General features: G+C 38.1%; 18 protein-coding genes. All 18 read left to right on the top strand.

Annotated elements, in window-relative coordinates; genetic code table 11:
• Positions 1-17 precede the first annotated feature (17 nt).
• The 18 genes from B0G92_RS14710 to B0G92_RS14625 all read left to right on the top strand — a co-directional run bounded on the left by B0G92_RS14710 (position 18) and on the right by B0G92_RS14625 (position 18,346).
• Entirely contained in the window at positions 18-1,286 is a 1,269-nt protein-coding gene (locus B0G92_RS14710; protein WP_101472803.1) for an ABC transporter ATP-binding protein, read from the top strand.
• 1 nt (position 1,287) lies between these two features.
• Positions 1,288-2,061, top strand: coding sequence for a class I SAM-dependent methyltransferase (locus B0G92_RS14705; RefSeq protein ID WP_101472902.1), 774 nt, complete (start codon positions 1,288-1,290; stop codon positions 2,059-2,061).
• 70 nt (positions 2,062-2,131) lie between these two features.
• Complete coding sequence (locus tag B0G92_RS14700; protein WP_180326459.1) at positions 2,132-2,929, top strand: glycosyltransferase; 798 nt, start codon at positions 2,132-2,134, stop codon at positions 2,927-2,929.
• Between the two features lie 3 nt (positions 2,930-2,932).
• Positions 2,933-4,051, top strand: coding sequence for a glycosyltransferase family 4 protein (locus B0G92_RS14695; RefSeq protein ID WP_101472801.1), 1,119 nt, complete (start codon positions 2,933-2,935; stop codon positions 4,049-4,051).
• Positions 4,048-4,998: a glycosyltransferase family 2 protein gene (locus B0G92_RS14690; RefSeq protein WP_180326458.1), complete on the top strand. Its 951-nt coding sequence runs from the start codon at positions 4,048-4,050 to the stop codon at positions 4,996-4,998. Before B0G92_RS14695 ends, B0G92_RS14690 begins: the two co-directional genes overlap by 4 nt.
• 4 nt (positions 4,999-5,002) lie before the next feature.
• Entirely contained in the window at positions 5,003-6,076 is a 1,074-nt protein-coding gene (locus B0G92_RS14685; RefSeq protein WP_101472799.1) for a glycosyltransferase family 2 protein, read from the top strand.
• 8 nt (positions 6,077-6,084) lie between these two features.
• A complete protein-coding gene (locus B0G92_RS14680) occupies positions 6,085-6,903 on the top strand; it encodes a polysaccharide pyruvyl transferase family protein (RefSeq protein ID WP_101472798.1) in 819 nt (272 codons plus the stop codon).
• A gap of 5 nt (positions 6,904-6,908) precedes the next feature.
• Entirely contained in the window at positions 6,909-8,003 is a 1,095-nt protein-coding gene (locus tag B0G92_RS14675) for a glycosyltransferase family 4 protein (protein WP_101472797.1), read from the top strand.
• On the top strand, positions 8,000-8,662 hold the full coding sequence (locus tag B0G92_RS14670; RefSeq protein ID WP_101472796.1) for an acylneuraminate cytidylyltransferase family protein: 663 nt from the start codon (positions 8,000-8,002) through the stop codon (positions 8,660-8,662). Before B0G92_RS14675 ends, B0G92_RS14670 begins: the two co-directional genes overlap by 4 nt.
• A gap of 16 nt (positions 8,663-8,678) precedes the next feature.
• Positions 8,679-9,719, top strand: coding sequence for an N-acetylneuraminate synthase family protein (locus tag B0G92_RS14665; protein WP_101472901.1), 1,041 nt, complete (start codon positions 8,679-8,681; stop codon positions 9,717-9,719).
• Between the two features lie 3 nt (positions 9,720-9,722).
• Entirely contained in the window at positions 9,723-10,853 is a 1,131-nt protein-coding gene (gene neuC / locus B0G92_RS14660; RefSeq protein ID WP_101472795.1) for a UDP-N-acetylglucosamine 2-epimerase, read from the top strand.
• On the top strand, positions 10,843-12,237 hold the full coding sequence (locus tag B0G92_RS14655) for a UDP-glycosyltransferase (protein WP_101472794.1): 1,395 nt from the start codon (positions 10,843-10,845) through the stop codon (positions 12,235-12,237). Before neuC ends, B0G92_RS14655 begins: the two co-directional genes overlap by 11 nt.
• Before the next feature lie 3 nt (positions 12,238-12,240).
• Entirely contained in the window at positions 12,241-13,674 is a 1,434-nt protein-coding gene (locus B0G92_RS14650) for an MBOAT family O-acyltransferase (protein WP_101472793.1), read from the top strand.
• The gene (locus B0G92_RS14645) at positions 13,674-14,546 is read left to right on the top strand and encodes a hypothetical protein (RefSeq protein WP_101472792.1); all 873 of its coding nucleotides are present in this window, start codon (positions 13,674-13,676) and stop codon (positions 14,544-14,546) included. The genes B0G92_RS14650 and B0G92_RS14645 overlap by 1 nt, the downstream gene beginning before the upstream one ends.
• The gene (locus B0G92_RS14640) at positions 14,546-15,688 is read left to right on the top strand and encodes a glycosyltransferase family 4 protein (protein ID WP_101472791.1); all 1,143 of its coding nucleotides are present in this window, start codon (positions 14,546-14,548) and stop codon (positions 15,686-15,688) included. The genes B0G92_RS14645 and B0G92_RS14640 overlap by 1 nt, the downstream gene beginning before the upstream one ends.
• The gene (locus tag B0G92_RS14635) at positions 15,685-17,232 is read left to right on the top strand and encodes a glycosyltransferase family 2 protein (protein WP_101472790.1); all 1,548 of its coding nucleotides are present in this window, start codon (positions 15,685-15,687) and stop codon (positions 17,230-17,232) included. The genes B0G92_RS14640 and B0G92_RS14635 overlap by 4 nt, the downstream gene beginning before the upstream one ends.
• A 147-nt stretch (positions 17,233-17,379) precedes the next feature.
• Positions 17,380-17,841 (top strand): MarR family transcriptional regulator, encoded by a 462-nt coding sequence (locus tag B0G92_RS14630; RefSeq protein WP_101472789.1) that lies wholly within the window; start codon positions 17,380-17,382, stop codon positions 17,839-17,841.
• A gap of 1 nt (position 17,842) precedes the next feature.
• Positions 17,843-18,346, top strand: a complete 504-nt coding sequence (locus B0G92_RS14625) for a transposase (RefSeq protein WP_101472788.1) — start codon at positions 17,843-17,845, stop codon at positions 18,344-18,346.
• Positions 18,347-18,441 lie beyond the last annotated feature (95 nt).

The following is an 18,441-nucleotide window of genomic DNA, read 5'->3' as shown; positions in this document are numbered from 1 at the left end:
TAAGTCTCTACCACGAAATGGACAAAGAAATAATACTAAAAGCTGAAGGAATCTCAAAACAATACCGTTTGGGCAAAGTTGGGACAGGAACACTCAGCCATGATCTTAACCGTTGGTGGGCAAACGTTCGCGGAAAAGAAGACCCATATCTTAAAGTGGGTGATACTAACGACCGTACTTCAAAAGGCACATCAGACTATGTATGGGCTTTGCAGGACATCAGTTTTGAAGTTCAGAAAGGCGAAGTTTTAGGTATCATAGGTAAAAACGGAGCCGGAAAATCAACACTGCTTAAAATCCTTTCAAGGGTTACTGCTCCTACCACAGGTGTCATAAAAACAAAAGGACGTATTGCCTCTTTACTTGAAGTAGGAACGGGCTTCCATAGTGAAATGACCGGCCGTGAAAATATTTATCTTAATGGAGCCATTCTGGGAATGACCAAAAAGGAAATCAGGTCGAAAATAGATGAAATTATAGAATTCAGCGGATGTCAACGCTATATCGATACTCCGGTAAAAAGATACAGTTCCGGAATGACCGTACGTTTGGCGTTTGCTGTAGCAGCATTCTTAGAACCGGAAATTTTGGTCGTAGACGAAGTGCTTGCTGTTGGTGATGCAGAATTTCAGAAAAAAGCAATTGGTAAAATGCAGGATATTTCCAGAGGTGAGGGCAGAACAGTACTTTTTGTGAGCCACAATATGGCAGCGGTAAAGAGTTTATGCACCAGGGCTGTACTGATAGATAATGGAAGATTTGTTTTTTCAGGCTCACCGGAAAGCACCATTGACGAATATTTAAAAGCGGAAAAAAGCTCCAATGTTTTAGAAAAAGTATGGCCTTTGGAAAAAGCTCCCGGAAATAATGTTTGCAAACTCATCAGTGTCAAAGCCAAAACAGAAGAAAAGTCAATATTCATTAGTAATGACCTGGAAATAGAGTTTGTAATCGAAAATCTTGGTGAAGCGCCCAAAAAACTGAACATAAGCATGGTCGTATATTCCAGTGCCGAAGTTCCTGTTTTTAATGTGGTTTCAGATTCCTATAATTGTGAAAAAGGCAGGTATGTCATCAGTACCGTAATACCAAAAAACCTGATGAATACCGATACCTATTCGGTTAGAGTTCTGCTTGTGGAAGATTCTTCTAAACCGCTATGCAACGAATATAACGTACTGAACATTTCTTATCTTGAAGAAAAAAGAGATGTTGCCTGGTATGGAAAATGGATTGGGGCTATTAGGCCTCAAAACCTAATTGATTGGGATTTCAAAAAAATATAAGATGAACATTCTTAGAAAAATTAAAAAAAAACTAACAGCTCCCAAAGGCAATTTTTCATGTTCCGTTTGCGGTAAGGATAACGTCAGACTGAATCCATTACCCGAGAAATATTTAAGGACATTTGCCAAAGAAGGATTTATCCATTCCATTTTTTTATTTGAAACCCTAAACCTTTTTGAATATTCGTGCGCCAATTGTGCTGCTTCAGACCGTTCGAGACTGTATGCCTTATATCTGAATGATTTCTTTTCAAAATCTAAAGAGGTCAAAGTTTTGGATATTGCCCCTACAGAACATTTGAAAAATTACCTTAACAGTAAGGTATTGGCACAAAATTACAGGTCGGCAGATTTATTTATGAAAGATGTTGATGACAATGTAGACATACAGGCAATGGATATTTATCCTGATAATTCATGGGATTTGGTTATATGTTCGCACGTTCTGGAACATGTTCCTGACGACATCAAGGCTTTGAGCGAAATCTATAGAGTGCTTAAAAAAGGCGGAGTTGCAATACTAATGGCACCAATAAACCTGGGACTCGAAAAAAGTTTTGAAGCAGAAAAGGATAAACGCTATACCGTTTCTGAACGTTGGAAATATTTCGGACAGGACGACCACGAAAGACTATACAGTAAAAACGATTTTATCCAAAGAATTAAATCTGTCGGATTCAATCTGGAAGAACTGGATAAGGATTACTTTGGCGAATCGGTATTTAAAAAATACGGCATTACCTCAGGGAGTGTGCTTTATATCGGAAAGAAATAGAAAGATTGCAGCTTAAAAATGCAGTAAACTACCAAATCACTAATTCAACATTATGAAAATTAGCGTTTGCATGATAACATACAATCACGAAAATTATATTCGTGAAGCTATAGAAGGTGTTTTGATGCAAAATATAGATTGTGATATGGAACTTATAATTTCCAATGACTGTTCTACTGATACTACCGACGCTGTCATAAAAGAAATTATACAATCACATCCAAAAGGCTCGCTCATTAAATATTTTTTTCATGAGCAAAATCTGGGAATGATGCCTAATTTTATATTTGCATTAAAACAATGTTTGGGCGAATATGTAGCATTGTGTGAGGGAGATGATTATTGGACAGATGAAAACAAGCTTCAAAAGCAGATTACTTTTTTAGATAATAATAAAGAATATGCCGGCTGTTTCCACAATGTTCTTGTCATTAACGAAATGGTTCCGGACTTTAAGCCAAAACCCTGGCGGGAATATGACAAACATGATTTTACGCAGTTAGACACATTCTCAAAACTGGCGCTGTTCCATACCTGTTCTTTTGTTTTCAGACAGCGTTTTTTAGAATTTCCAACGTGGTTTGAAAAAGTAAAAAGTGGAGATATGGCCCTGTTCTCCATTATTTCGGCAAAAGGAAAGCTAAGGTTTATTGATGGAATAATGGCAGTTTACAGAAAAAATGAAAGAGGAGTAACATCAGGTCAGAAAATTATAGACTATCATAAAAACCGGATACGGCTTATGCGTTTTTTTAAGGTCCATTTTGGTGTTTATCAGACCCATTTGAATGAGATTATAGCCTATCATCGCAAAGAAATTATAAAGACATACAAGAAAAAAGTACTGAGTATTTTTAAAATTAAATAACCATTGAAAAGCAGCAGTCCAAATATTGCCATAGTAACGCCTTCACAGAATGCCTATTCTGAAACATTCATTGAGGCTCATAAAAATTTGCTTGACGGAAACGTTAGTTATTATTATGGAACGGCTTCAAATATTAAATTAGAAGGAAAAGGTGAGGTGCTAGGCGGTACCAAAAAATTAATTGGAAAGGCAATAGATGCCGTTTCTTCTAAAAAACTGCAGTCACAAAAAAAAGCCCTGCTCAATTCCTGGAAAAAAAACAGGATTGACGTATTATTTTTTGAATACGGAACAACGGCAGCCCAATTTATTGATGTCATAAAAGAATCCGGATTGCCCCTGATAATCCATTTTCACGGTTATGATGCTTCTGCACATGCTACCCTAAAAGAATTTGAAAAGCAATATGCAGCCATGTTCAGTTATGCCACCTATGTAATAGTGGTGTCAGAAGTCATGCATAAAAAGCTTTTAGAAATAGGCTGTCCAAAAGAAAAAATCGTAAAAAACATATACGGTCCAAGCGACATATTTTTTGATTTGGAACCTGCTTTTTCAAAATCACAGTTTCTCTCTGTTGGCAGATTTACCGGTAAAAAAGCACCCTATTATACCTTGCTGGCTTTTAATGAAGTGCTCAAAGAATTTCCGGAAGCCACTTTGGTATTATGCGGAGACGGCACTCTATTAGAAACCTGCGAAAACATTTGCCGCTATTATCAGATAGAAAAATCCGTAAAGTTTGCCGGAGCTGTAACTCCCGAACAAATTAAAAATTACCTGAAAGAATCTTTGGCTTTTGTACAGCATTCCATCACGGCAAAAAACGGTGATATGGAAGGAACTCCATTGGCTGTTCTGGAATCGAGTGCGGCCGGATTACCGGTTATAGCATCCAAACATGCCGGAATACCCGAAGTGATTATTGATGGTGAAACCGGACTACTGTTTGAAGAGCATGATGTTGAAACGATGGCAAAACACATGAAATCTCTTTTAAAAGACAAACAGTTGGCAAAAGAAATGGGAGCAAAAGGAAGATTGAATATACGTTCCAACTTTTCAATGAAAAGGCATATTGATATACTGAATGGTCTGATTCTAAAAGCATCCAATTCGTGAAGCCGCAAGTCTCCATACTGATTCCGGTTTACAATCGGGAACATCTCATTGCAGAAACCCTTGAAAGCATCCGTTTACAGAGTTTTTCAGATTGGGAATGTATTCTGGTGGACGACCATTCAACAGACAATTCCGTTGAGGTTGTATCGGCATTTATCAGCCAGGACCCAAGATTTAAATTATATAAAAGACCTTCAGATAGGTTAAAAGGAGCCAATGCCTGTCGTAATTATGGGTTTGAAATGGCGCAAGGAGAATTCATAAACTGGTTTGACAGCGATGATATTATGCATTCCGAATTTATCCATAAGAAAGTCATTGCCCTAAATACCAATAGCGGGCTCGATGGCATCATTTCTAAAACAATGATGTTTGAAAATAGCATAGAAAATATCACGGGACGCGAAAACAGAACATTTCTGACTGAAACCACACTCGAAGATTTTTTAAAACTAAAGACTTCCTGGTATTTGCCGGATATTATGTGGAACGGGAATTTCCTGAAAGGAAAGCAACTTTTTGATGAAGAGCTTCTTGCCGGACAGGACAGCGATTTCTATGCCCGGATGCTCATTGAACAGCCCAAACTTGAAGTTATTGATGAGTATCTTACTTATTATAGGAAACATCCGCAAAATATAACATCACATATTGATAATAGGAAAAATGCCAGGCTAAAAATCTCGCACCTGCATAGCGTTATCCGATTGATAGCCTTGTTGGAAAAAAAAGGAAAGCTGTCAAAAGACCTGAAGCTGCATTTTTTTAAGGCAATGATGAAATATTTGCCCTATGTAATTTCAAGCAATCAGGGCCTGAAAGCTTTGATGAAACTGCTGCGGAAACTGTCTTTTTTTGATTTTGGAATTTTTAAACGCTGGATTAAAATATTTTTAGCTTATTTTTCACTGAAAATTATTGGAAAAGGCGAGAAGCTTTTAAAATAACACCATGATAACCCTACTCTACCCATATCGAAACCGAGAAATACAGCGCATACAGCGTTCTATGGATTCGTTGGCACAACAAAAAGTACATAACTTCAATGTAGTGTTTATAGATTATGGTTCTGAAGATGGAATTGCAGCAGAAGCAAAAGCTTTGGTTGAAAAATATGATTTTGCTTCCTATGTTTATCTGTACGCCAAAAACCAACCCTGGAATAAATGCAAAGCCTTAAACTATGCCATAAAAAAGCTGGAGGAAGGCTATTGTTTTGTTGCCGATGTCGATATGATTTTCCATCCTGAATTTACTTCAGTTTTAGAACAATGTTCAGATAAAGCCTCAGCCACTTATTTTCAGGTAGGGTTTCTTTCAGAAAGCGAAACAAAAAAGAATGTGGCTTTTGAATCCTACCAGGTTAACTTCAAAACCAATGAAGAAGCTACAGGAATGACGCTCTTTCCGGTTTCCTGTCTTAAAAAAATAAACGGATTTGATGAGTTTTTCCATTTTTGGGGAGCCGAAGATACGGATGTTCACAATCGACTGAAAAATGCGGGATGCAAAGTGAATTATTATGATAAAAAGCTATTGATGCTGCACCAATGGCACCCAAATTACCGCCAAAGGGAAGCCAAAACACTCAATAAGGAATTACAACTTTCCGGAATTGTAGAAATAAACCAACAGCATCTGTTCCATAACCAAAAAGAAAACATAGTCCAGGTCAATACAAAAGATTGGGGGCATATAATGGACAAGGCAGAATGGGAAGAATTGCAGGCATTTCCTGTCACTTTGTTGTCGAATGAAAAACAGCGGATTGATTATTTTCTTTATCAGCAATTACCGAATTCTATGAATAGGATTCTGGCAGTAGAGATAAAAGAAAACCCTGTTCAAAACAATTTCAAATACAGGCTTAAGAAAAAAATGGGCAAAAAAGTTCCGCAATTTTACAGCCTAAAAGAAATCAATGACCAAATCCTGTTGCATATCGTTTCATTTTACCATACAAAACCCTACATTTATCAGGTCAAAGAAGATTTGAAAACTATCATTTTTAAAATAAAAACCTAAACCGGTTCATGTCCCAAAACGGAAATATCAGGCTTTTTTGGTGGAGCGAAATCCAGCTCGCCGGTAAGAAAAAGGAAAACTACGGAGATTCAGTAGGCCATTATTTAGTCGAAAAAATTTCCGGTAGGAAAGCCGTTTGGACACATCCTAAAAAACGTTCATTTTTAGACCGATTTAAAACCGTGTATTTCACAGCGGGAAGTATTCTGACACAAGTGAGTGGAAAATGTGTGGTTTGGGGAAGTGGCATTATCTCAAAAGAATATAAAATAAAAAAAGCCGTATTTTTAGCCGTTCGAGGACCGCAAACACGCAAGCATCTGATAGCACAGGGATATGATGTTCCGGAAATTTACGGAGACCCGGCGCTTTTATTACCGGTATTTTATAATCCGGAAAGGGAGGTGCAATATGATTTGGGGATAATTCCGCATTATGCCGATTTCCAAATCGTTACAGAACTATATAAAGACCATAAGAATGTTCTGATTATAGACTTGATGACCAATGATGTGGAAAGTGTGACCAACCAGATTTTGAAATGCAGAAAAATACTGTCTTCATCGCTACACGGAGTCATAGTAGCCCATGCCTATCAGATTCCGGCAGTTTGGGTAAAGTTTTCCGAAAATGTTTTTGGAGACGGAATCAAATATCAGGACTATTTTGAATCGGTTGGAATTGAAAATTATACGCCGGAATTTCTGACGAAAGCTCAGGACAATAACCAGACAGAATTACTTTTTAGCCAAACAGATTCACTTCCGAAAGCCGAAAAAATCAAAGAATTACAAAATAAGTTGATGGACGTATGTCCTTTTAAATAATAGGTATGGCCAAAGTAATCTTGATATCACAACTCCCATTGCCTTATCCTAAAATAGGAAGCTGGACTACTCTGTATCAGAATTACCTGAATAGCGACCATGCGATTGATTATATCATTTGCGAACAGTCCGACGAACAATTCCAGAATGTGGAATACGGTATCGTCAGTCAGACGCTTACGCTCAAACTCAAGAAAAAATATCAGAAGAATAATTACATCGGTTATATCGAAGCTCTTGAGAAAATAGTAGTATCAGGAGAAAAGTATATCATCCAGATTGTCGATAATTTCGGAATAATCAAACCATTACAGGAATTTTTGGAATCCAAAGGGAAAAGAACCCAATGCTATATTCAATTTTTCTATCATGGTTTTGCTCCTTTTTATGGCAATTTCGAAAGCAGAAGTTTTTATGAGTTTATAGACGAAATGGTTCTTTTAACTCATGACAGCTACAAAGCACACAAAAACTATTATACCATATTGCCTTGCCGCTTTTCTGTATTGCACAATGGGATTGACGAGAACAAATTTTTTAAGGTTTCAACGGAACAGAAACAAAAGTTACGTGAAAAATTAGGACTGACATCAAAAACTGTTTTTATCTGGTGTTCACAGGACCGACCTAAAAAAGGATTAGACCTGATATTAGATGTTTGGAACCGAATTTATGAGAAACATACAGACTGTACTTTGTTGGTAATAGGGGCAAAACGAGATAAAACCTTTGCCGGAGTTTCTTTTTTAGGGAAAATCCCGAATGATGAATTACCCCAATATTATCAGGCAGCAGATGCCTATCTTTTTCCAACCTTATGGCATGAAGGCTTCGGACTAAGCCTGATTGAAGCACTCCATTGTGGCTGCTATAGTATAGCCTCTGCTTTGGGCGGTGTTCCGGAAGTTTTACAGTATGGTAATTTAGGAAGACTGATTGAAAACCCCCATTTTATTGCCGAATGGGTAGATGCGATAGACGAATTTTTGTTGGAGAAGGAGGAATATCCTTCACTTTCCGAAGAACTCTATTCAAAAACAGCGTGGAATAAAGGCATGAACGAAAGAATTGCAGAAGCTAAAAAAAGTTTAGGACGATGAAAACGATAGCCATAATTCCGGCCAGAGGCGGTTCAAAAAGACTACCCGGGAAGAACCTGATGTTGCTCGACAGGCTTCCGTTGATAGCACACAGCATTTTATATGCAAAAGCAAATCCGGATAGTATTGATGCCATTTTTGTAAGTACTGACGACCCTGAAATAAAAAAAACAGCTTTGGAATATGGTGCAGAGGTAATTGATAGGCCGGCGCATTTGGCAGGTGATCACGAACCTACCGTAACAGCTTTAAAACATGTTCTTGAATCTATAAAAACAAGACCTGAAACGGTAATTCTGTTACAGCCTACCAATCCGTTACGTCCGGAAAAATTGCTAAAGCAGGCTATTGAAATCTATAAAAAGGAGAAATGCGAAAGCCTTTTTACGGTAACACGCAGTCACCATAAACTTGGAAAAATAAATAACAATAAATTTGTACCGTTTAATTATAAACCGGGACAACGAAGCCAGGATTTAGAACCGCTCTACTTTGAGAACGGACTGCTCTATATCTGCAAATCCGATTTGATTTTAGAAGATACAATTATCAGCGAAAACGCCTATCCTCTACAGGTAGAACATGTCTTTGCCCAAGTCGATATTGATACGGCTGATGATTTTGATTATGCTGAATACATCTACCAAAAAAATAAATAAAACAGAATACGATATAATGAACCCCTACATAGAAATCGCAGGAAGAAAAATAGGATTGGATTATCCGCCGTTGGTGATAGCCGAAATAGGAATCAATCACGAAGGCTCGCTTGCCGTTGCCAAAGAAATGGTTGATGCGGCACACAGAGCAGGAGCCGAAGTTGTAAAACACCAGACGCATATTGTTGAGGACGAAATGAGCGGAGCAGCCAAAAAGGTTGTTCCGGGAAATGCAACGGTTTCTATTTATGAAATCATGGAACGCTGTGCGCTGAATGAAGCCGAAGAACTGGAGTTAAAAGAATATGTAGAAAGCAAAGGCATGATTTTTATCTCAACGCCTTTTTCGCGGGCTGCGGCAGAACGCTTAAAGAAATTTGATATTCCGGCCTATAAGATAGGTTCGGGAGAATGTAATAATTATCCATTGCTGGAACATATTGCCGGTTTTGGAAAGCCGGTCATATTGAGTACCGGAATGAACACGATTGAAAGTGTCAGAAAAGCCGTTGCTATTTTTGACAGGTACAACATTCCCGTTGCGCTTTTGCATACCACGAATCTATATCCAACACCCATCCATTTGGTGCGTTTTGGAGCGATGACAGAACTGCATCAGGCTTTTCCGGATAAAGTTTTCGGGTTGAGTGACCATACGCTAAATAATAACGCCTGCCTGGGAGCTGTGGCTCTGGGAGCTTCTATTTTAGAGCGGCATTTTACAGACCACATGAATCGTACAGGGCCGGATATTGTTTGCAGTATGGATGAAACAGCCTGTAAAGAATTGATTGCAGGCAGCAATGAAATCTGGCAAATGCGAGGTGGAAGCAAAGAACCCGCAAAAGAGGAACAGGTAACGATTGATTTTGCTTTTGCTACAGTATGTTCTATCAAACCAATTGCAGCAGGAGAAGTTTTTACCAAAGAAAATATCTGGGTAAAACGTCCGGGAACCGGAAAAATACTCGCAGAACACTTTAATAATATTTTGGGTAAAAAAGCAACAAGAGCTATCGGGAACGATGAACAGCTAGTTTGGAATGATATTGAGTAAGCCGTGAAAAAAATACTTTTTCTTACAGGAACCCGGGCTGATTTCGGGAAGATAAAATCGTTAATCCAGATATTGGAAAAAGACCAGGATTTTGTGCCCTATATCGCTGTAACAGGAATGCACCTGCAACAGGAATATGGCTATACGCTTATTGAAATTGAACGTTGTGGTTTTGAAAATATCCATACGTTTTCGAATCATACCCACGAAACAACGATGGATTTGACGCTGGCAAAAACAATAGAAGGTTTGTCTGCTTACGTCAAAGAATGCCAACCAGACCTGATTATTGTTCATGGCGATAGGGTAGAGACTTTGGCCGGAGCCATTGTAGGTTCGCTCAATAATATTCTGGTAGCACATATTGAAGGCGGAGAAATTTCAGGAACTGTCGATGAGCTGATTCGTCATAGCGTGAGCAAGCTGTGCCATATCCATTTTGTGTCTAACGAACAGGCTGCCAAAAGGCTGATTCAGATGGGGGAATTGTCTTCTTCCATCTTTACCATCGGTTCTCCGGATGTCGATATTATGTTTTCTGAAAATCTTCCTGATTTGGAAACCGCAAAAACATATTACGATATTGGATTTGACAATTTTGCTATTGCCATGTTCCATCCCGTAACAACGGAAGCAAAATACATGATGGAATATGCCGCTAATTTCACACAAGCCTTGCTCAATGACAATCATAATTATGTAGTTATTTATCCAAATAATGATTTGGGCAGCAAAGCAATATTGGATGCCTATCAGCAATTAAAAGACAATCCGAGGTTCAGGATATTTCCTTCGCTTCGATTTGAATATTTCCTGACCTTGCTGAAAAATGCGCAATTCATTATAGGCAACAGTAGTGCGGGAATCCGGGAAGCTCCGTATTATGGCATTCCGATTATCAATATCGGAACTCGTCAGCAAAACAGGGCCGTACATTCTGAAATTATCAATGCAGATTATAGTGTTGAAGCTATAAATGATGCATTAAAGACAATCGACAGTCATACTGTCAATGCAGAAAAGGAAGATTTTGGTGCCGGAAACAGTGCCGGATTATTCCTCAATTCATTAAAAAATCAGGATATTTGGCAGCTGAATCATCAGAAGCAATTTAGGGATATTGATGCACAATAAAAAAATCTTCATATTACTGCCGGACGGCATTGGCCTACGCAATTTTGCGTATTCTCATTTCCATGAATTAGGACAAAAAGAAGGATTTGAACCGGTTTTCTGGAACAATACATCTTTTGATTTGAAAACATTGGGCTATGAAGAAGTGAAAATTCACAGGGCTAAAACACATCCGCTGACTGATATTTATAAAAATGCCCGAAAACACATTGAACTAAACCTGAACATCCAAAAAAGTGGTGATTCGGTTTACGATGCCTATCGTTTTCCATTTTCATATAAAAACCTGAAAAGCTCTCTAAAGAGTATGGCCACTCGCGTAATTATTGCGGTCCACTCATCAGGAAAAGGATTGGAAAAAGTTCGGGAAAAGATTCAACAGCAGGAACGAAAAACTGATTTTTATCGGGATTCTTTAGCCACATTGCAAAAGGAAAAACCGGCCATGGTTTTCTGTACGAATCAGCGTCCGGTTCTGGCCATTGCGCCACTTCTGGCAGCCCGTGATTTAGGAATCCCAACGGCTTCTTTTATTTTTTCATGGGACAATCTTCCAAAAGCGACTATGGTTGTTGAAACCGATTACTATTTTGTATGGAGCGACCATATGAAAAAGGAACTGCTTTATTATTATGACTACATACATCCGGAACAGGTTTTTGTAACGGGCACACCGCAATTTGAATCCCATGCCAACAAAGCGACTATTCAGTCAAAACAGGCTTTTTTTGAAGCAAATGGCTTGGATAGTGCCAAAAAATACATTTGCTTTTCGGGAGATGATATTACGACTTCTCCTGATGACCAACAATATCTGGCAGACACGGCAAAAGCGGTCCGTGCATTAAATGCCAAAGGGTATAACTTAGGAATCCTGTTCCGTCGTTGCCCAGTCGATTTCTCTTCGCGTTACGATTCGGTATTGGAAACCAATAAAGATTTGATTGTCAATCTGCCACCATTGTGGAAAAAGATTGGGGAAGGCTGGAATACTATTCTGCCTACCCGGGAAGATGTGGTCTTGCAGCAGAACACGATTTTCCATACAGAAATGGTTGTCAATCTGGGTTCTTCAATGGTTTTTGACTATGTGTGCTATGATAAGCCTTGCTGTTTCGTAAACTATGATACCGATCGTACGATAGGAAGCAACTCATCAGTCAAAAAGATTTATAACTACGTCCATTTTCGTTCCATGCCGCATAAAAATGCCGTAATCTGGCTCGATTCTCCTGAGGAAATAGCTGACCGTATTGAAACTGGCTTGCTAAATCCGGAATCGAATGTCGCTGCGGCAAAAGAATGGTTTCAAGTAATTAACGAACAACCCATTCAGGATGCTTCGGCACGCATTTGGGAAGCCATACGCAACATAATCCGCTAGAATATGTTCTTCAATTCCCTGTCGTTTGCGGTCTTTCTTCCTGTAGTTTTTTGTCTTTATTGGTTTGTATTCAAGACATCCAAAAAGGCACAAAATGCATTGCTGATTATAGCAAGCTACTATTTTTATTCGTGTTGGGACTGGAGATTTTTATTCCTATTAATTTTTTCGACAGGACTGGATTATTTTACGGCATTAAAAATAGAAAACAGCCAATCTAAAGCGAGTAGAAAAACCTGGTTTTGGATTAGCGTTGGCGTAAATCTCGGATTTCTTGGCGTATTCAAATACTATGATTTTTTTGCAGTTTCCTTTTCAGAATTGTTGAAAGGATTTGGTTTGCAGGCCAATCCGTTACTTCTCAAATTGGTTTTACCCGTTGGAATTTCATTTTATACCTTTCACGGACTTTCATATATCATTGATATTTACAAAGAGCGTATTCGTGCCGAACGGAATTTTATTGACTATGCACTTTTTGTAAGCTATTTTCCATTACTGGTAGCCGGACCAATTGAAAGGGCAACGCATCTTTTGCCCCAGGTAAAAGTCAAACGAAATTTTGACTATCAGCAGGCGAAGGAAGGACTGCATCAGATTTTATGGGGATTGGTCAAAAAAATAGTCATTGCAGATAGTTGTGCCCAATATGCCAATGCTGTTTTTGACAATTATGAAAACATGAACAGCCTGTCACTTATGTTGGGAGCAGTTTATTTTGCCTTTCAGATTTATGGTGACTTTTCGGGTTATTCCGATATTGCTTTAGGAACTTCTAAACTTTTTGGTATCAACTTGCTCAAAAACTTTGATTACCCTTATTTTTCAAGGGATATTGCAGAATTCTGGCGGCGGTGGCATATTTCGCTTTCATCCTGGTTTCGGGATTATCTTTATATTCCATTAGGAGGTAGTAAAGGCGGAACGTGGATGAAAATCAGGAATACATTTATCATCTTTTTGGTAAGCGGCTTTTGGCATGGTGCCAACTGGACTTTTCTGGTATGGGGATTCTTAAATGCATTGTATTTCCTTCCGTTGCTCCTAAGTAAGAAAAACAGAATACATACCGGAAATATTGAAAATGTAAATCCGGTTCAGGCACTCAAACTGATTCCTCAAATCGGACTGACGTTTCTATTAACGTGTTTTGCATGGATATTTTTTAGAGCACCAACAATCACCGAAGCATTCGGATACATACAGAGAATGTTTACCAACTTGAAATTCAAAAGCCAGTATTTTAGCATAGAACGCTATAATTATGAACTGCTGCTCATGATTTTGTTGTTTGTTGGTTTTGAATGGTTCAACCGCTATAAAGTAGAACCAATTTCCGGACGATACAGCTATCTGAAAATTGCTTTAGCCATTGCGGTTTTATTGTTGTTTGGAGTGTATAGCGAGTATAAAAGTTTTATTTATTTCCAATTCTGATGAAAAGATTTCTGCTCCATCTGCTTAAGGTTTTTGTCGGTTTTATAGCCGTAATCTATCTGTTGGATTATGCTTTCACGGCTGGATATGTAAACAGCAAACCCAGAAATAAAATAGCATTGGCCTATACCGGAAAACCACAGGACTACGATGTGATTTTCTTAGGTTCGTCGAGAGCCAACAACCATTTTGTTCCGCAATTGTTTATCGATAAAGGCTATTCGGCTTATAATTTCGGAATGAGTGGTTCCCGATTGGAAGAGAGTGCTTTGTTACTGGAACTTTTATTGGCAAAAGGAACAAAAATTAAAAACCTTGTCGTTGAGGTAGACCTGAATATCAATTCCAACGGATTTTCTGAAGGTACCCGCGCTTATTTCTATCCTTATTTGAAAGAGTCGGTTCAGATTAGAGACTATTATAAAAATATAGAAGATTTTGACCAATTGTATTACCTGCCATTTTACCGCTATCTAAAATATGATGCTAAAATAGGAAGCAGGGAATTATTTTTTACGATAGCGGAAAGACCATCAAAATCCTTGCAACGTCATGGTTTTTATCCATTAAAAGGCGAAGGAAAAAACATGAAGTATGACCTTTCAAAATACAGTCCGAAGCGAAATACGGCTTATGAAAGGATTAAAAAAATCTGCAGGGAAAATAACATACGATTGATTGCTGTAACAACACCCATGTGCGAGAATGTAAAAAATGCTGCATATTTTGAAGATGTTGTCAAATTATATCCGGAAGTTCATAATTTTGAAGCTGTAGTAACCAGCGATGATTATTTTTCTTCCTGCGGACATATGAACGAAAAAGGAGCTACTATCTTTACGCAGTTTCTTTTGGATAAATTTTTTCAATAATGCACATAGCTTTTCTAACACCGGAATATCCTCATGAAAAGGTTCGCCATGCTGCCGGAATCGGAACCAGCATCAAAAATCTTGTTTTGGCTCTGCATAAAGAAGGAATCAAGGTTTCGGTTTTTGTGTATTCCCAAAAGACAAATGAAATCCTGGAAGAAGACGGCATAAAAATTCATCTGATACAACATAAAAAATATAAAGCTTTTGGTTGGTATTTTTATAGAAAGCACCTCCAGAATTATCTTAATCGTTACATTACAAAAGATAAGATTGATTTGGTAGAAGCTCCGGACTGGACAGGAATTACAGCCTTTATGAATCTGAATGCACCTTTGGTCATCCGTTTTCATGGCAGCGATGCCTATTTCTGCCATTTGGAAAACCGAAAACAGAAGCGTAAAAACTTTTGGTTTGAAAAACTCGGATTGGAAAAGGCAAAAGTTTATATCGCGCCAACACAATTTGCGGGCAATCTTACAAAAGAGATTTTTAAAATCAAGGGCAAACTTATTCAAACTTTGCATTACGGAATCCAGCTTTCAGATTTTTCAAATGAAACGCCGGAGGATTTTGAACCCGGTCTGATTTTATATATCGGGACTATTATCAGGAAAAAAGGCGTGTTGGAACTTCCTGCTATTCTGGAAAAAGTTGTTGTAAAAAATCCGGAAGCACATCTTTTATTAATCGGTTCTGATTCGTATGATTTACAAACACAATCATCATCAACCTGGCAATTGTTGCATTCCATGTTAAATGAAACGCTAAAAGAGAAAGTCAGTTATTTGGGAAGAGTGCCTTATAATGAGATTCGGGAACATATCCAAAAGGCCAATGTATGCGTATTCCCGACTTTTGCCGAAACTCTGGGTATGGTAACGATAGAATGTATGGCCATGCAAAAGGCTGTTGTGAATAGTAATATCGGCTGGGCAAAAGAATTGATTGTTGATGGAGAAAGCGGTTTTTTGGTACATCCAAAAGACCATACAGTATATGCTGAAAAAATAAACAAACTGATTACCGATAAAAATCAGGTGTTGCAACTTGGCAAAAATGCCAGGACACGTGTGGAGCATGTTTTTGACATACGAAAAACAGTCCTGCAAAATATTGAATTCTATAAGCAGCAGTTATGATTATTCTCTACCACCAAAATAATGCAGTAACACAGGTCTGGAACGATATTTTACAGGAAGACGTTCCGGTTCGTCTGGCTTCCATTGCAGATACGCTGTTTGAAGTAGCACATGCGTTTCCTGAATCGCTGTTGTTTTGGTGTCATGAATCACAACGCAATTATTTTAATAAGGATAGTGATAGTATTGCTGCTATTTTCCATCATAAAAAAATAATGGCTTTTTACAATCCGGTAAAAGAAAACTATTTTCCGGATACTATCGGATATGTAGACGAAAGCCTTTTTGCCAATCCAAACAAGAATGAAAAGTTCGCAACCTGGTTTGCCAGTGCTGCCATAGGCGGAATAGCTAGTGAAGTGCTTTTGTGTTTGGAAAAAGAAATTGTGCATGATAAGGATTTCAATTATTTCCTGCATTCTTTAGCGAAGCTATGGATGCCACACGGACTTTTGTGTTACTCGGAACCCCGATTGCTTTTGCATTCCAATACAGACTATAAAACTCCAAAAGCGACTGCAAAAACTGTTTTCAAATTTGTACGTCAACATTACAAGTTCCGGTGGTTGTTTCTTTTACGGCTTAATTACGTCTTGCACCAAAAATCGGGTCATTCAAAAGCCTTTTTTCAAAGCTTATTTTATAGTAAAAGAAAAACAGACGGCAAGGCTTTAGATACTCTTGTGGTTCAATCTTCAAGAAAAATTATAAACAAAGCAACGGTTGATGTTGTGATACCAACTATTGGAAGGGAACAATATCTGCATACGTTTCTATCTGATTTGGCAGTTCAAACCCAATTGCCCCAAAAAGTTATTATTGTAGAGCAGAACCCTGCTGAAGGAAGCCAAAGCAATCTGGATTTTTTGAAAAATACTTCCTGGCCTTTTGCCATTTCGCATGCGTTCACCCATCAGGCAGGAGCCTGCAATGCCCGTAATATTGCCCTGACGCAAATTGAAAGTGAATGGGTTTTCTTTGCGGATGATGACATTCGCATTGGTGAAGACTTTTTGGAAACGGCTTTCAGTCAGATTACCAAATACGGAAATGAAGCCAATACGCTTAGCTGTTTGCAGCTAAATGAAAAAACCGTATTCGATACTGTGTTTCAATGGAAAACATTTGGTTCCGGTTGCAGTATCGTAAAAGCCGAAATGCTAAAGGGACTCCAATTTGACCTCAGTTTTGAATTTGGTTTTGGTGAAGATGCCGATTTCGGAATGCAACTTCGAAATAAAGGATATGATGTATTGTACTTTCCTTTTCCCCAAATACTACACTTAAAAGCTCCAATAGGCGGTTTTCGTACCAAACCTGAATTGGCTTGGAAACATGAGAAATTACAGCCAAAACCATCACCTACAGTGATGCTTTACAGATTATTGCATCAATCAAAAACACAACTGCAAGGTTATAAAACGGTTTCTTTTTTTAAATTTTACAAACACCAGCCTATCCGGAATCCATTTCGCTATTATAAAAACTTCAAAGCAAAGTGGGCAGTAAGCCTTTTTTGGGCTAATAAAATTAAAAACAGCTAAGTTATTTACCTGATTTATTCTGGAAAATCGACTCTTAAACATTATCTCTAAGAGTATAGAGAAATAATTTAGAGTAGAATAGGTCTTTGTTATATAAAAAAATAATATCTTTGTAGCTAAGACATTTATTTACTAAGATAAATTGATATGAACGATTTACTCCAACAATTCAGACTGGCGAGCCGACAATATTCTGACGCTTCGATTTTTATGCATGAAGCAATTGCCCGCAAAGCAGGCCTGGCAGGTTCTGATCATAAATACCTGGGACTTATTCTACAACATAAAGAATTGACAGCAGGTGAACTTTCTAAATTGACAGGATTGACTACCGGTGCTGTTACCGGACTAATTGACCGACTGGAGAAAAAAAAGCTTCTGAAAAGAAAATTTAGCAGAGACGATAGAAGAAAAGTAATCATCGTACCTGATGAAGAAAATGCCATGAAATTATTACAGCCACTTTTTGAGGAACTCCAACAAAAAACTACAGCATTGATTACTTCTTTTTCATCCTCGGAAATGGAATCCATAAAACGATATTTTTCGGAAGCCACTATCATAATGAAAGAAGTAACCGATTCGATGAATCCTAAATCAGACGATTAAAATGGAAAATATTACGACAAGCTACCTGTCAAGAGCAGAGCTATGGCTCTGTATTACGACCCTTATTTATTTTATGATGAACGGGGCACAAATTTTTGAAACATTACTTTTTGTTCCAAAATGGACAGTTTCGCCACCGGATAATTTTAAACTCTTATTAGACGGACAGGGGAGCAGTCTGAAAATTTTCTGGATAGTGTTCCATTCCCTGCATGAAATTACTTTTTTGCTGGCGTTGTATTTCTGTTGGAAAATCGACCCGATACGGAATTGGCTTTTAGTTTTGCTTGCCATCCACATCGCTGTCAGGATTTGGACACTTTCTTATTTTGCACCTGCAATTATCGATTTCCAAAAAATGGCAATTGCATCCAATGGAACTAAAGATTTGCTCAGCAGGGTCAAATTTTGGCAGACGCTCAACTATATACGGGTTTTTATTTTTGTAGCCGTCTCGTTAGGAATGATACCGTTATGTATCCGATTGTTTAATATGCGGCATTAGATAATTATATAACCTTGTGATTGAAATGTCCATTTTTTAGAAACAGGGCTTTTTATTTCTTCAGGAGTGGCACAGGCTTTTAGAAAAATCCAAGG

The organism is Flavobacterium lindanitolerans (assembly GCF_002846575.1).
Classification (GTDB): domain Bacteria; phylum Bacteroidota; class Bacteroidia; order Flavobacteriales; family Flavobacteriaceae; genus Flavobacterium; species Flavobacterium lindanitolerans.
This window is presented reverse-complemented; position numbering and strand designations above follow the sequence as displayed.

What these genes read in the sequence shown, in the direction of transcription:
- B0G92_RS14710 (WP_101472803.1), top strand. Translation starts at nt 18, where the DNA reads ATGGACAAAGAAATAATACTAAAAGCTGAAGGAATCTCAAAACAATAC.
- B0G92_RS14705 (WP_101472902.1), top strand. Translation starts at nt 1,288, where the DNA reads ATGAACATTCTTAGAAAAATTAAAAAAAAACTAACAGCTCCCAAAGGC.
- B0G92_RS14700 (WP_180326459.1), top strand. Translation starts at nt 2,132, where the DNA reads ATGATAACATACAATCACGAAAATTATATTCGTGAAGCTATAGAAGGT.
- B0G92_RS14685 (WP_101472799.1), top strand. Translation starts at nt 5,003, where the DNA reads ATGATAACCCTACTCTACCCATATCGAAACCGAGAAATACAGCGCATA.
- B0G92_RS14680 (WP_101472798.1), top strand. Translation starts at nt 6,085, where the DNA reads ATGTCCCAAAACGGAAATATCAGGCTTTTTTGGTGGAGCGAAATCCAG.
- B0G92_RS14675 (WP_101472797.1), top strand. Translation starts at nt 6,909, where the DNA reads ATGGCCAAAGTAATCTTGATATCACAACTCCCATTGCCTTATCCTAAA.
- B0G92_RS14670 (WP_101472796.1), top strand. Translation starts at nt 8,000, where the DNA reads ATGAAAACGATAGCCATAATTCCGGCCAGAGGCGGTTCAAAAAGACTA.
- B0G92_RS14665 (WP_101472901.1), top strand. Translation starts at nt 8,679, where the DNA reads ATGAACCCCTACATAGAAATCGCAGGAAGAAAAATAGGATTGGATTAT.
- B0G92_RS14655 (WP_101472794.1), top strand. Translation starts at nt 10,843, where the DNA reads ATGCACAATAAAAAAATCTTCATATTACTGCCGGACGGCATTGGCCTA.
- B0G92_RS14650 (WP_101472793.1), top strand. Translation starts at nt 12,241, where the DNA reads ATGTTCTTCAATTCCCTGTCGTTTGCGGTCTTTCTTCCTGTAGTTTTT.
- B0G92_RS14645 (WP_101472792.1), top strand. Translation starts at nt 13,674, where the DNA reads ATGAAAAGATTTCTGCTCCATCTGCTTAAGGTTTTTGTCGGTTTTATA.
- B0G92_RS14640 (WP_101472791.1), top strand. Translation starts at nt 14,546, where the DNA reads ATGCACATAGCTTTTCTAACACCGGAATATCCTCATGAAAAGGTTCGC.
- B0G92_RS14635 (WP_101472790.1), top strand. Translation starts at nt 15,685, where the DNA reads ATGATTATTCTCTACCACCAAAATAATGCAGTAACACAGGTCTGGAAC.
- B0G92_RS14630 (WP_101472789.1), top strand. Translation starts at nt 17,380, where the DNA reads ATGAACGATTTACTCCAACAATTCAGACTGGCGAGCCGACAATATTCT.
- B0G92_RS14625 (WP_101472788.1), top strand. Translation starts at nt 17,843, where the DNA reads ATGGAAAATATTACGACAAGCTACCTGTCAAGAGCAGAGCTATGGCTC.